This window comes from Natronorubrum sp. A-ect3 (assembly GCF_041821125.1).
Lineage (GTDB): Archaea > Halobacteriota > Halobacteria > Halobacteriales > Natrialbaceae > Natronorubrum > Natronorubrum bangense.
The window spans coordinates 241,504-254,267 of record NZ_JBGUBB010000002.1; the positions used below are offsets into that span (position 1 = coordinate 241,504).

The 12,764-nt window shown below is 62.0% G+C and carries 13 protein-coding genes and 1 tRNA gene; 7 read left to right on the forward strand and 7 right to left on the reverse strand.

All coding sequences use genetic code 11. The features are described from left to right. The 4 genes from ACERJA_RS07815 to ACERJA_RS07830 all read left to right on the forward strand — a co-directional run bounded on the left by ACERJA_RS07815 (position 1) and on the right by ACERJA_RS07830 (position 3,453). A tRNA-Ser gene (locus ACERJA_RS07815) sits at positions 1–82 on the forward strand. A gap of 438 nt (positions 83–520) precedes the next feature. Further along, entirely contained in the window at positions 521–1,234 is a 714-nt protein-coding gene (locus ACERJA_RS07820; protein WP_373607672.1) for an SOS response-associated peptidase, read from the forward strand. 214 nt (positions 1,235–1,448) lie between these two features. After that, a complete protein-coding gene (gene thsB, locus ACERJA_RS07825; protein WP_193787977.1) occupies positions 1,449–3,098 on the forward strand; it encodes a thermosome subunit beta in 1,650 nt (549 codons plus the stop codon). A 214-nt stretch (positions 3,099–3,312) separates the two neighbouring features. Next, complete coding sequence (locus tag ACERJA_RS07830; protein ID WP_006064806.1) at positions 3,313–3,453, forward strand: hypothetical protein; 141 nt, start codon at positions 3,313–3,315, stop codon at positions 3,451–3,453. Between the two features lie 80 nt (positions 3,454–3,533). Here the strand turns inward: ACERJA_RS07830 and lrp are convergent, their stop codons facing one another. Then, positions 3,534–3,995 carry an HTH-type transcriptional regulator Lrp gene (lrp, locus tag ACERJA_RS07835; protein WP_006064805.1) on the reverse strand — a complete coding sequence of 154 codons (462 nt, stop codon included), beginning with the start codon at positions 3,993–3,995 and terminating at the stop codon, positions 3,534–3,536. 126 nt (positions 3,996–4,121) lie between these two features. Here lrp and glnA point away from each other — a divergent pair, with 126 nt between their 5' ends. After that, positions 4,122–5,477 (forward strand): type I glutamate--ammonia ligase, encoded by a 1,356-nt coding sequence (gene glnA, locus ACERJA_RS07840; RefSeq protein WP_373607673.1) that lies wholly within the window; start codon positions 4,122–4,124, stop codon positions 5,475–5,477. 131 nt (positions 5,478–5,608) lie between these two features. Here glnA and ACERJA_RS07845 read toward each other — a convergent pair whose 3' ends face one another. Beyond that, positions 5,609–6,280, reverse strand: coding sequence for a metallophosphoesterase (locus ACERJA_RS07845; RefSeq protein WP_373607674.1), 672 nt, complete (start codon positions 6,278–6,280; stop codon positions 5,609–5,611). A gap of 140 nt (positions 6,281–6,420) precedes the next feature. Here ACERJA_RS07845 and ACERJA_RS07850 point away from each other — a divergent pair, with 140 nt between their 5' ends. Further along, complete coding sequence (locus ACERJA_RS07850) at positions 6,421–6,939, forward strand: gamma carbonic anhydrase family protein (RefSeq protein ID WP_006064800.1); 519 nt, start codon at positions 6,421–6,423, stop codon at positions 6,937–6,939. An 18-nt stretch (positions 6,940–6,957) separates the two neighbouring features. On the opposite strand, the gene ACERJA_RS07855 is transcribed toward ACERJA_RS07850, so the two are convergent. The 5 genes from ACERJA_RS07855 to pdhA all read right to left on the reverse strand — a co-directional run bounded on the left by ACERJA_RS07855 (position 6,958) and on the right by pdhA (position 10,919). Next, a complete protein-coding gene (locus ACERJA_RS07855; RefSeq protein ID WP_006064799.1) occupies positions 6,958–7,407 on the reverse strand; it encodes a cyclic nucleotide-binding/CBS domain-containing protein in 450 nt (149 codons plus the stop codon). Positions 7,408–7,575: 168 nt separating this feature from the next. Next, positions 7,576–7,722, reverse strand: coding sequence for a rubrerythrin-like domain-containing protein (locus ACERJA_RS07860; protein ID WP_373607675.1), 147 nt, complete (start codon positions 7,720–7,722; stop codon positions 7,576–7,578). Between the two features lie 189 nt (positions 7,723–7,911). Next, positions 7,912–9,111: a CaiB/BaiF CoA transferase family protein gene (locus tag ACERJA_RS07865; RefSeq protein ID WP_373607676.1), complete on the reverse strand. Its 1,200-nt coding sequence runs from the start codon at positions 9,109–9,111 to the stop codon at positions 7,912–7,914. Positions 9,112–9,216: 105 nt separating this feature from the next. After that, a complete protein-coding gene (locus ACERJA_RS07870) occupies positions 9,217–9,714 on the reverse strand; it encodes a hypothetical protein (protein WP_373607677.1) in 498 nt (165 codons plus the stop codon). Between the two features lie 77 nt (positions 9,715–9,791). Next, positions 9,792–10,919 (reverse strand): pyruvate dehydrogenase (acetyl-transferring) E1 component subunit alpha, encoded by a 1,128-nt coding sequence (gene pdhA, locus ACERJA_RS07875; RefSeq protein WP_373607678.1) that lies wholly within the window; start codon positions 10,917–10,919, stop codon positions 9,792–9,794. Between the two features lie 103 nt (positions 10,920–11,022). Here pdhA and ACERJA_RS07880 point away from each other — a divergent pair, with 103 nt between their 5' ends. After that, positions 11,023–12,681 carry an acyl-CoA synthetase gene (locus ACERJA_RS07880; RefSeq protein WP_373607679.1) on the forward strand — a complete coding sequence of 553 codons (1,659 nt, stop codon included), beginning with the start codon at positions 11,023–11,025 and terminating at the stop codon, positions 12,679–12,681. Positions 12,682–12,764 lie beyond the last annotated feature (83 nt).

Consider the following 12,764-nt stretch of genomic DNA (forward strand, 5'->3'; position numbering starts at 1 on the left):
GCCAGGATGGCCGAACGGTAAGGCGCACGCCTGGAAAGCGTGTTCCCTTTCGGGATTCTGGGTTCAAATCCCAGTCCTGGCGTTTTTGCCACTTTCAATCTGCTTAGCAGTGTGTTTGTATGTTCAACCGCTAAGACAAGTTGCTGAGACGGTTACGGATTCAGCCGTCAAAAATGATGCTGTGGATGAGCGGTCCCGTGGAGGCGAGACGGTTATCGCTCAATCTCGGCCGGCGAGTCGGTTGTAATCCAGCAGTTGGGGTCGTCCGGATCTCGAAGCTCTAGCTTGCCGCTTTGACACACCACCAGTTCGTACTGATCCGTCATTGTGACCCCATCGAGTGCTCCGGTGGGATCGGATATCGTAACAGGGTGCTTACTTTCGAGTTTTCCGAGAGTATGGACCCCATACTGTCAGGGAGAGACCGTTTGCTCGAGTGTGAAGCAGGCCCTGTGACGAGCGATTGCTGGGCTGCGGTCGAGCGGACAACGATTTATTTGGAGGCCACCGATGGTTCAGTATGTGTGGTCGCTACACGCTGATGGTCGAGCCGGCGGATCTCGAGGCGCGTTTCGACAGTCGATTCGCAGCTCCGGAGACTGTCGCGCTGCCCCGATACAACATGGCGCCGGGACAGCAGCTGCCGGTGATCACGGGCGACGATCCCGAGACGATTCGGCAACTCGAGTGGGGGCTGGTGCCGTCGTGGGCCGACGACGACAGCGGTGGACTCATCAACGCACGGGCGGAGACGATCGACGAGAAACCGAGCTTTCGAGACGCATACGCCCAGCGCAGGTGTCTGGTGCTGGCGGACGGCTTCTATGAATGGGTCGAAACCGATGGGCGGAAACAGCCCTACAGGGTCGCGTTCGAAGACGACCGCCCGTTCGCGATGGCGGGGTTGTGGGAGCGCTGGGAGTCCAACGCCGAGACGACCCAGGCCGGCCTCGAGGCGTTCGGTGGCGGGATTGCGACGACCGACGCTGACGGCGGCCCGCTCGAGACGTTTACGATCGTTACCACGGAACCGAACGACCTCGTCTCGGAGCTCCACCATCGGATGGCAGCGATTCTCGAGCCTGAACACGAACGCGAGTGGCTGACGGCCGACGAGCCACGGACGCTGCTCGAGCCACATCCCGCCGATGAGATGCGTGCATATCCCGTCTCACGGGCGGTCAACGATCCGTCGACGGATGTGCCCTCGCTGGTCGACCCGGTTGAGCAGTGACCACAATTCCAGTCACTCTTAAATATGGCGGATTATCTCATTCTATCATCTCTGCAGATGGCTGTTAACACACACCACAGTTAGTACGACGCCGGGCCGCTGTACGGTGGTTTCGGGGGTATCTGATCGGAACATGCACTCTGTCGTGAATACCAGATAACACAATCTTTATGTAGAAGGACAATCAATGAATCAGCTGACTATGAGCCAGCGAATGCAGCAGGGACAGCCGATGATCGTGATGAGCGAGGATTCCCAGCGCGTCAAGGACAAGGACGCGCAGGATTACAACATCAGTGCGGCCCGTGCAGTCGCCGAAGCTGTACGGTCGACACTGGGTCCGAAAGGCATGGACAAGATGCTCGTCGACTCGATGGGATCGGTAACGATCACCAACGACGGCGTCACCATCCTCCAGGAGATGGACATCGACAACCCAACGGCCGAGATGATCATCGAAGTCGCCGAAACCCAGGAGGACGAAGCTGGGGACGGCACCACGACCGCCGTCGCGATTGCCGGCGAGCTTCTCAAAAACGCCGAGGATCTTCTCGAGCAAGATATCCACCCAACGGCGATCATCAAGGGCTTCCACATGGCAAGCGAGCAGGCCCGCGAGGAGATCGACGACATCGCAAGCGACATCGACACCGACGACGAGGAACTCATCCGCAAGACGGCTGAGACGTCGATGACCGGCAAGGGAACTGAGGTCAACAAGGAACACCTCGCCCAGCTCATCGTCGACGCTGTTGGGCAGGTTACTGTCGAGGACGCAGACGGCAACAACGTTGTCGACCTCGAGTATCTCAACATCGAGACCCAGACTGGCCGCGCCGTCGGCGAGTCCGATCTGCTCGTGGGCGGCATCGTGGACAAAGACCCTGTCCACGACAACATGCCGACCGAAGCCGAGGACGCTGACATTCTGCTGCTGAACGAGGCCATCGAGGTCGAAGAGACTGACGTCGACACCGAAGTCTCCGTTACCGACCCTGACCAGCTCCAGAAGTTCCTCGACCGCGAGGAGAAACAGCTCCGTGACAAAGTCGACACGATCGCTGACCTCGACGCTGACGTCGTCTTCTGTCAGAAAGGCATCGACGACCTCGCCCAGCACTACCTCGCCAAAGAAGGCATCCTCGCTGTCCGCCGTGCCAAGAAGTCTGACCTCGAGTTCCTCTCGGAAGTCGTCGGCGCGTCGATCGTCTCCGACCTCGAGAGTGCAACCGAGGACGACCTCGGATTCGGTGACGTTACCCGCGACGACGAGGACGAACTGTTCTACGTCGAAGGCGACGACGCTCACGGCGTTACGCTCCTCCTTCGCGGTTCGACCGAGCACGTCGTCGACGAACTCGAGCGCGGTGTCAACGACGCACTCGACGTCGTCGCACAGACCGTCTCCGACGGCCGCGTGCTGGCCGGCGGCGGCGCAATCGAAGTCGAACTCGCCTCGCGCCTCCGTGACTACGCTGACTCCGTCTCCGGGCGCGAGCAGCTGGCCGTCGAGGCCTTCGCCGACTCGCTCGAGCTCGTCCCACGCGTGCTCGCAGAGAACGCTGGCCTCGACTCCATCGACACGCTCGTCGACCTGCGTGCAGCCCACGACGACGGCGAGGTCCAGGCTGGACTGAACGTGTTCTCGGGCGACGTCGAGAACACCTTCGACGCCGGTGTCGTCGAACCAGCCCACGCCAAAGAGCAGGCTGTCACGTCCGCGTCCGAAGCCGCGAACCTTGTCCTCAAAATCGACGACATCATCTCTGCTGGTGACCTGTCGACCGACAAGGGCGAAGAGCAAGAAGGCGGCGCACCCGGCGGCATGGGCGGCATGGGCGGCGGCATGGGCGGCATGATGTAAGTTCGGCTAACGCCTACTCCATCCACCCCACGCTGTTGTTCCACCGTGTACCGTTGACGATCATCACGACGTTTTTTGCGGACCGACCTCGAGCGCCGAGCCGTGGCTCAACTGGAGTGAGTCCGCCGCCGGCGTTTCTCGTACCTTCGACGTGCTGACTGACACGAACACTGACAGGCAAACGAACTATGGGGCCGGCTGGTGGAGGACGACTATGGCATATCGAACAACCATCGGTTGGTCACTGTTTTCCTCCGGCGTCGTCACACTCGGCTTGAAACTACTGCCCGGCGATTCGCTGTGGTGGGGGCTGCTGTTGCTCGTCCTTGGCGTGTTAGTGTTGTATCTCAGATAGCGCTCGAGGCGATGACGGCTGTCTGGTGGCTGGTAGTGATGGTCGAGAAGACGGGCAGTACGTTCAGCTGAACGGTCGGATCAGGTGTCGTCGATATCGAGTTCGAACTGCTCGTTCTCGGAGACCGCGTTGAGAACGACGCTCGTGTTCGAGGCTTTGATGTCGGGGTCGGTCAGCAGCTGTTTGATCTGGTCGTTCATCCCATCGGTGTCTTTGAACTTGCCGATGGCGATGACGTCGTAGTCACCAGTAACCTCGTAGACGCTGATCATCTGGCGGTGGTCGCGCAGCGTGTCAGTGATGTCGGGCAGCGCGTTCCCTTCGACCTGGAGCTGGATGACAGCAGTGACATCGTAGCCGACGGCGTCGTAATTTACCCGCGGTGTATAGCCCTCGATTACGCCCTCTTCCTCGAGGTCAGAGAGATGATTCGAAACGGTCGTCACAGAGACGTCAAGCTCCTCGGCGAGGCTGCGAAGACTCGCTCGGCCATCGCCCAGAAGTGCATTCACTAATTTTGCATCGAGATTTTCGTACGTCATCACATCCAACCTCTCACTGTAGCCTTTAGAACTTTACGAATATACAGTTTCAAGCGGTGGAGAGAAGATTTGCTTGGAGCAGTAGGGTTTTAGTAGCGGAGTTACTTGGATAGCACGACGAGAAAGATGACAAGCGGAAACATCACTGAGACCGAGCAGGCCGTACTCGACGAGATTGACGAGAAAGATATTGACTTCCTTCGACTGCAGTTTACGGATATTCTGGGGACGGTCAAGAACGTCTCGGTGCCGGCCCGACAGGCCGAGAAAGCGTTTACCGACGGAATTTACTTCGATGGCTCTTCGATCGAAGGGTTCGTACGCATTCAGGAATCGGACATGCGACTCGTGCCCGATCCGGACACGTTTGCCGTGCTTCCGTGGCGAAACCGCGATGACGGTTGCTCTGCCCGGATGATCTGTGACGTCTACAACACCTCCACGGGCGAACCGTTCGAGGGCGACCCACGCTATGTGCTCAAGCAGGCACTCGACCGCGCCCACGAGATGGGGTATACAGTCAACGCCGCCCCCGAACCCGAGTTCTTCCTGTTCGAGGAAGACGAGGAGGGCCGTGCAACGACCAGAACGAACGACGCTGGCGGCTACTTCGACCTCGCACCGAAAGACCTCGCAAGCGACGTCCGTCGTGACATTATCTACGGCCTCGAGAACATGGGCTTCGAAGTCGAGGCCAGCCACCACGAGGTCGCCGAGGGCCAACACGAGATCAACTTCGAGTACGACGACGCGCTGACGACGGCGGACAACGTCGGCACGTTCCGCACTGTCGTCCGTGCGATCGCCGCCCAGCACGACTACCACGCGACGTTCATGCCGAAACCGATCCCGGAGATCAACGGCTCGGGGATGCACACCCACATCTCGCTGTTCACCGAGGACGGCGAGAACGCCTTCCACGATGGCGACGACGAGTTCGACTTGAGCGGCACTGCCAAGTCGTTCCTCGCGGGCATTCTCGAACACGCCCCCGCGATCACCGCAGTTGCGAACCCAACGGTCAACAGCTACAAACGCCTCGTGCCAGGCTATGAAGCACCGGTCTACGTCGCCTGGTCCGACCGCAACCGCTCGGCGCTGATCCGCAAACCGGCCGCTCGCGTCCCTGCGGCTTCGCGTATCGAACTGCGCTCGCCCGACCCCTCGTGTAACCCCTACCTCGCCATCGCCGTCATGATCCACGCCGGTCTCGACGGCATCGAACAGGATCTCGAGGCACCAGACCCAGTCCGGGACAACATCTACGAGTTCGACGAAGCTAAACGCGACGAACACGGCATCGAGACGCTGCCATCGAACCTCGGCGAAGCCGTCGACGCCCTCGAGGAAGACGACGCAATCTCCGGCGCGCTCGGCGACCACATCACCTCGAAGTTCGTCGAAGCCAAACGCCAGGAGTTCGAGGAGTATCTCATCGACGTCTCCGACTGGGAACTCGATCGCTACCTCGAGACGTTCTAACCGAAAGACAGCGCGAGTTCCCCGCCCCGCCGTGGGCGAGGTCGTGCACGACGGACGCGCCTCGATTCGCGAGCGCTTGTCTGGGAAGCGTTGTCCCGTAATTTCCGCCCGGTACTGCTGTTTTCCCGCCGTTACGGCCCGTTGCCTGTCGATGCAGCGTCGGAACCGAACTCGTGGCTGTGTGCCTCGAGTGAGAACCCGTCGGGGTCGCCCTCAAGCGTGTAGTACCGTTCCCAGGCAGGTGCGAGGCTCACGACGCGGGTGCCGTCGATCTCGGCCTCGCGGTGGCGGTGATGGTGTCCGACTAGACAGAGCGCCGGCGACAGCGTCTCGAGTAGGCCGTCGATGTGTTCACAGCCTGGATCGTAGCCGTACGACAGCAGGCCGGTCGGCGCCTCGTGGGTGACCAGGATGTCCACGTCGGACAGCGTGGCCGCCCGTTCGACGTCTTCGTGGGTGAAATGGCGACGACGGTCGCCCTCGAGTTCAGTTCGCGTCCAGTCGTACTTCGTCGGCGCGTAGTTCCCCGAGAGACCAGCGACGCGCCAGCCGTCGACGGTCGCGGCTGTACTCGCAAGCAGGGTGGCGGTCACCCGCGTCGGTGGCTCCTCGCCCGCCCGAAGCGCTTCGATAACGTCGAGATCCTCGTTGTTGCCCGCGATGAACCACGTCGGCGCTGGCGGGTCGTACAGTTCCAGGTCGCCGGCCTGAACGACGTACTCGGGCTCGAGCGTTCGATAAATCGCGAGCAGCGTCTCGCGGCGGGCTGGATCAGACGCGTGGACGTCACCGAGGACGAGCATATCGGTCTACACGAACTCGACGGGGAAAGCATCGATGCCGTCGAAGGCTGCCCACCCTTGCTCGAGCGATACATATGCTCGGATGAGGGTCACAGAAGCCGTAACGAACGCTTATTAGCTGCGGCGTGGCCCCCACTCCCATGGTGGATAGTCGACACTACGCGTTCGAAGGAACGACGCCGACGATCGACGATAATGCATCGGTCAGCCGGGAGGCGACGCTCGTCGGCGACGTCCACGTCGGGGCCGACGCGAGCGTCTGGCCTGGGGTCGTCCTCCGTGGAGATATCGGTCCCGTCCGCATTGGGCAACAGGCACATATCGGTGACAACGCAACGATTCACGCCTCGACGCTCGCAGACCGCGTCATGGTTGGCCACGGGGCAGTGCTCAACGAGGCGACCATCGACGAACAGTCGCTGGTCGGGTTCAACACGACGGTCAATACGGGTGCAACGATCGGCTCGAACACCGTCGTCGCCGCCGGAACGGTGATCCCCGACGAGTACGACATCCCGCCCGAGTCGTTCGTTCGCGGCGTCCCCGCTGAAATCACGCCGCTCGAGGAGACGACAATCGACCCCGAGGAGATCTTCGAGATGTTCTCCTCGGGTGAGTACACGGATCTCGCGGAACGACACGAAGAACTGTTCGAATGACGTCTTTCGAGGGGCGTCTCACTCGCTGACTCGAATGCCATGACCCTCGCCGGCGTCGATTCGAATCGGGTCGTCCTGCCAGTCGATCTCGAGTCGGTTCCGTGAGAGGTACGGGGCGAGCATGGATGCCGAGACGAGTCCACAGTAGGCCCCCTCGTCGACGACTGGCAGGTGTTTGACGCCATCCGCTTGCATCAGTTCGGCGGCAGCGATGAGTGACTCGCCCGGTGAGATCGTCGTGACTGGCGACGACATGACCGTCTCAACCGGGTGGGGCTCGAGCGTTTCGGCCACGAACGCGACGACGTCCGACTCAGTGAGGATGCCGACCACAGTCTCGTCCTCGAGGACGACTAGCGTCGACACCTCGGGTGCACGAAGCCGCACCGCGGCCTCGGTAATGGGCGTCTCCGGCGCAATCGTCGGTGCAGCATGCCTCAGCACGCGTTTGACTGGAATCTCTATCATAGCTTGGACAACGGTACCATGAACCAGTATATATTCGCTGTGGGTATATCCTCGGTATCTCCTAGAACAGTGGCGAACCGTGCATTATTAGACTAATAGCTGCACGTATGCCCACTACTGGTCGGAACGTCGCTGAAAAATGTCCTCGAGAGCCGGCGACGAGTGTCCTCAGCTCCCTGTCGCTTCGCCGCCGCGATACCGTGTCGCTGTGGAACGAAGGGAGCCACCACAGTCCGGACAGTTCGCCCGATACGAGACTGGATGGACTTTCGTTGCACAGTCACGACACTCGTAGCGACTTTCGTATCGCTTCATTCACCGTTCACCTGTCTACTGCAATGGTGTCTCCCCTAATAACTATTTTCCTGGACGAACATCCAGTTCTGGGCTGGTGAATCGGCGACGGTACTCACGACTGAGCAACCAGTGTGCGGCCGGTTTCGCCTCGACGGAACCGAGTTCTAACCGACGTTGGACCCCGGATGAGTGGGCGTGTGCTGGCGGTTAGTGGCTCCTGTCGGGCTCGTCGCGCCGGACAGCGCCGGACTCGAGGAACGCCTCGATTTCCTCGTCATCGTATCCTGCGTCGGCGAGATAGTCGTGGGTGTGTTCGCCCTGTGCCGGAACGGTTTCGTCGGTCTCCTCTGGGACGTCGCTACCGCAGGCAGGAAACCCCAGCCGTGGCGGTGCGTCGTCGGGGTGGATGACAAGCTCTCGAGCTTGAAACTGAGGATGGTCGACCATCTCTGCGGGCGTGTAGACGCCGGCAAACGCCGCATCGACGTCCTCGAGCACCGTCTCCCACTCCGTCCGTGTTCGCTCGCGAAACAGCGCTCGGAGTTCGTCCTCGAGCGCCTCGAGCACAGCCGGATCCTGTGAGCCGTGTTTGTCGACGAGGTCCGCCCGGTCGACCGCGTCACAGAACGCCCGCCAGAACTTCGGCTCGAGCGCGCCGAACGTGATCCACTTGCCGTCGGCGGTTTCGTAGCTGTCGTACCACGGCACGCCACCAGTCAGCGGCGTCGCTCCCGGTCGCGGCTCGGCAGGATCGCCAGTTAACGACTGGTAGGCAACCGACTGGGAGAACGACGCGACGACGTCGGCCATCGCGACGTCGATGTACTCGCCGCCGGCGTTGCCCAGCTCGCGCGAGAGCAGTGCGCCGACGATGGCAAACGCAGCGAACAGCCCGCCAGCCATATCGCCGATCTGGTAGCCAGGAACCTGTGGTTTTTCCTCAGTTGAATCGCGGGTCATATCGACCAGTCCGGCCAGCGAAACGTAGTTGAGGTCGTGGCCGGCTCGATCCGCCCAGGGGCCGTTCTGTCCGTAGCCGGTGAGCGAGCAGTAGATCAGGTCGTCGTTGTACTCGGTGAGCGTTTCGTAATCGATTCCCAGCCGATCGACCACACCTGGTCGGAAACTCTCGAGGACGACGTCGGCGTCTTCGACGAGCCGATAAAAGGCTGCCTGCCCGTCTTCGTCTTTCAGATCGATCGCGACGCTGTGTTTCCCCCGGTTGACCATCTCAAAGATTGCACCGATCTCGCGAGTCGTCAGTGGCTCCATCGCTCGAGCGTAGTCACCGGCGCCGGTGTCTTCTATCTTGACGACCTCGGCGCCCGAGTCCGCGAGTAGCTGTGTCGCATAGGGGCCGGGCAACAGTCGCGAGAGATCGAGCACGCGAACGTCATCGAGTTGCATACCGGACTCATCCCTGTACCGATACTTTACCTTACGGGCCTGCCATCGAAACCGACGGCGACTCGAGGACGATACCGGCAGTGTTGCAGCCGGTGCCCGGTAAAATCAGGACCGTTGTGGTGCCGAGCCGATCTCGAAGCATTCCTCGTAGAGGCTGTCGGCGAGCGCATCGAGATTTGCTTCTGCCTCGCTTGCATCCATCGTGTCGCCAACGCCTTCCCACTCGACTGAGAGCTTAGCGATCGGAACCAGCGCGATCCCGCCGACTGTAATCTCTCCGCCGGCCGTGTGAACCGTCCACTCCGTTCGCATCCCGTCGGCTGACCGCGTGACGTCGTCGATCTCTCCACCGGCCGCAATCCACCGTTCGACGAGGCCGTCGGTGATCCGGCGCAGCTTTCGCTCGCCGAGTACGTGGACGACGACGCCACCACCCACGAGCACGACGAACGCTGCGACCGCGACCGGAAGCCCGCCGTAGGGGACGTTCACCGACGCTGCCAGCCCCGCCGTGATGACGACGAGACCGAGTAGTCGGATGTCGATCGCGCTGGGTATCGTCCCGCTCCAGCCGGACTCCTGTGTCGCCTGCTCGAGTTGCATCGTGTGCGAACGCAGCGGCGATGTGCGGATAGCCGCTGCCCTGTCCTATTGCGTCTGTTATATCGGACCTGTCAAACTCATTCGTAATCGAGTAATTCGTCGTCGCCGTGGGTGTTCCGAAGGGCTTCGAGGGCGGCTCGCTGTTCCTCGAGTCGCGGTGTTAGCTCGTCGTACGTGTCGTCGAACATCGCCAGCGGATCACGTTCGCCGGCTTCGGCACGGTCGATCAGTGCGGCGAGGGCCTCGTCGACTTCGGCTTCGATCGCGTCGATCCGCTCGGCGTCGAGAACCTCGTTGTTCCGCAGGTAGGCCTCGAACCGGTCAATTGGATCCTTTGTGCGCCAGCGTTCGACCTCCTCGTCGTCCCGATAGACCGATGGATCGTCGGCCGTCGTGTGTGCCCCGTAGCGATACTGGACCGCCTCGATCAGTGTCGGTCGCAGCTGTCCGTCGCGTGGCTCGAGCGCCCGCTGTCGGGCTGCGTTCGTGACGACGTAGCTCGCAAGGGGGTCCATGCCGTCGACCTGAATGCCATCAAAGCCGTAGGCGTGGGCTTTCTGGGCGATGGTCGCGCTCGCGGTTTGGTCCTCGCGCGGGATTGAGATGGCCCACTGGTTGTTGTTACAGAAGAAGACCGTCGGCGTATCGAAGACACCCGCGAAGTTCATCGCTTCGTGGAAATCGCCTTCTGAGGTGGAGCCGTCGCCGAAATGTACGAGACAGAGCCGTTCGTCACCCTTCAGTTTCGCGGCCCACGACCAGCCGACGGCGTGGGGGAGGTGGCCGCCGATCGAGATGTTCAGCGGGAAGACGTTGATCTCAGCCAGCGCGGCGTTGCCCTCCTCGTGGCCCATCCAGTAGTGCAGATACTCCCAGGGCATCCCCCGCGCCGCGACTGCGCCGTGTTCTCGGTACTGAAACGACAGCAGGTCGTCCTCGGCGAGTGCGTACGTCGACCCGATCTGGCTGCCCTCCTGACCCGCAAGCGATGCGTACGTCCCGACTCGACCCTGCCGCTGGAGGCTGATCATCCGTTCGTCGAACCGCCGGGAAAACCACATATCGCGGTACATCGCTCGCAGCGTCTCGGCCTCGAGGTCCGGCTCGAGGGCGGGTGCGACGACGGTCCCGTCGGCGTCGAGGATCTGCAGTCGATCGTCGGGTTCTCGATCGGAGACAGCGTCCTCGAGGACGTCTTGTGACATGGATGCACTGTCGAACGCTCGATACATATACTGATCGCCGCCTCAAGTGTCGGAGCAGCGACGTGCCGAAAGATGCTATGTGTTGGCCCAACAATCCTCACGCATGACATGGACGGTGATGCCGACGTTCGACGAGTACGCCCACGCCAGGGAGACGTTTCAGTGGGACCTTCCTGAGTCGTTCAACCCTGCTGTCGACTTCCTGCGGAAACACGATGATACGAGTCGCACGGCGCTTCGATACGAACAGCCCGACGGCGGCCTCGAGACCTACTCCTTCGACGATCTCGATGCGCGCTCCGACCGACTTGCGGCCGCCCTCGCCGACCTCGGCGTTGAGGCGGGCGACCGCGTCGGCGTCGTCGTCCCCCAAAAGCCCCAGAACCCGCTGACCCACCTCGCAAACTGGAAGCTGGGTGCCGTCTCCGTCCCGCTCACCGTACTGTTTGGCCGTGACGCGCTGCAGTACCGACTGGCAGACAGCGAGGCCGTCGCCGTCGTCGTCGACCCGAGCGTTCGCGAGACGATCGATGAGATCCGCGATGAGTGTCCCGCCCTCGAGCATGTAATCGAACTCGGCGACGGCTCATCGGTCGACGGCGACGCCCACGCCTTTGCGGACCTGCTCGTGGCCCACGAGCCCGGCATCGACGTCTACGACGCGACGCCGGAGACGCCGACGGCGATCATGTATACGAGCGGCTCGACGGGCCCGCCGAAAGGCGTCCGTCACAGCCACGCGCTCTGGCTCGGCCGGGCCGCCGCGGCGTACAACTACTTCGATCAGGGCCTCGAGGCGGGTCAGACGACGGTGTGGACACCTGCAGACTGGGCCTGGGGAGCCGCCCTCGGCGGGACGCTCTTTGCGGCGTGGCACCACGGCTGTACCGTCGTCGGCTGGCCCCGAGACGGGTTCGACCCCGAGGCGGCCTACGACCTCATGGAACGCCACAGTGTGACCAAGGCGTTTATGCCGCCGACGGCGCTTCGGATGCTGATGGCCGTCGACGACCCCGAGGGGCAGTTTGATCTCTCCCTCGAGACGTTTGCCTCGGCCGGCGAACCGCTCACCTCGGAGGTCGTCGACTGGGTCGACGAGACGTTCGCGGACGTCGCGATCAACGAGTTCTACGGCCAGACCGAACTCAACCTCGTCGTCGGCAACTCCTCGAGTTGGTTCGACACGCGCCCAGGGAGTATGGGGAAACCGTTCCCCGGCTACGAACTGGCGGTGCTCGACCCCGAGACGCACGAGGAACTCGCAGCCGGCGAGACGGGCGAACTGGCGGTCAAGCCGGGTGATCGCCGCGTGTTCTTCGACGAGTACTGGAACCTGCCCGAGAAGACGGCCAACAAACAGACTGCGGAGGGGTGGTTCCTCACTGGCGACCTCGTCAAACGCGACGCTGAGGGGTACCTGTGGTTCGTCTCCCGGACCGACGACGTAATCCTCACAAGCGGCTACCGTGTCGGACCGATGGAAGTCGAGGAGGCGATTCTCCACCATCCCGACGCTGAACAGGCGGGCGTCATCGGCGTCCCCGATGAAACTCACGGCGAGGCGATCAAAGCCTACGTCCAGCCCGCAACCGATGACTACGACCCCGAGCGACTCCGTGCGGAGATCCGCGACCTCGTCCGGGATCGACTCGCCGAGTACGAGTATCCACGGCGGATCGAATTCGTCGATGAACTGCCGACGACGACCACCGGCAAGATCCAGCGCCGGTCGCTGCGCGATCGTGACGGACTCGACGAGTAACAGGTCGTCCCGGAGCGGCCCGCCTCGAGTCCCAACGGCGTGTTTCCGCTCCCGAACTGACAGCCGGAGTCGGTTTTATTAGT

Bases quoted from the DNA above. Each gene is read 5' to 3' on its own strand.
- ACERJA_RS07845 (WP_373607674.1), bottom strand. From the start codon at position 6,280: ATGCTCGTCCTCGGTGACGTCCACGCGTCTGATCCAGCCCGCCGCGAG.
- ACERJA_RS07880 (WP_373607679.1), top strand. From the start codon at position 11,023: ATGACATGGACGGTGATGCCGACGTTCGACGAGTACGCCCACGCCAGG.
- thsB (WP_193787977.1), top strand. From the start codon at position 1,449: ATGCAGCAGGGACAGCCGATGATCGTGATGAGCGAGGATTCCCAGCGC.
- ACERJA_RS07865 (WP_373607676.1), bottom strand. From the start codon at position 9,111: ATGCAACTCGATGACGTTCGCGTGCTCGATCTCTCGCGACTGTTGCCC.
- ACERJA_RS07870 (WP_373607677.1), bottom strand. From the start codon at position 9,714: ATGCAACTCGAGCAGGCGACACAGGAGTCCGGCTGGAGCGGGACGATA.
- glnA (WP_373607673.1), top strand. From the start codon at position 4,122: ATGACAAGCGGAAACATCACTGAGACCGAGCAGGCCGTACTCGACGAG.
- ACERJA_RS07860 (WP_373607675.1), bottom strand. From the start codon at position 7,722: ATGAAGCGATACGAAAGTCGCTACGAGTGTCGTGACTGTGCAACGAAA.
- ACERJA_RS07855 (WP_006064799.1), bottom strand. From the start codon at position 7,407: ATGATAGAGATTCCAGTCAAACGCGTGCTGAGGCATGCTGCACCGACG.
- ACERJA_RS07830 (WP_006064806.1), top strand. From the start codon at position 3,313: ATGGCATATCGAACAACCATCGGTTGGTCACTGTTTTCCTCCGGCGTC.
- ACERJA_RS07820 (WP_373607672.1), top strand. From the start codon at position 521: ATGTGTGGTCGCTACACGCTGATGGTCGAGCCGGCGGATCTCGAGGCG.
- ACERJA_RS07850 (WP_006064800.1), top strand. From the start codon at position 6,421: ATGGTGGATAGTCGACACTACGCGTTCGAAGGAACGACGCCGACGATC.
- pdhA (WP_373607678.1), bottom strand. From the start codon at position 10,919: ATGTCACAAGACGTCCTCGAGGACGCTGTCTCCGATCGAGAACCCGAC.
- lrp (WP_006064805.1), bottom strand. From the start codon at position 3,995: ATGACGTACGAAAATCTCGATGCAAAATTAGTGAATGCACTTCTGGGC.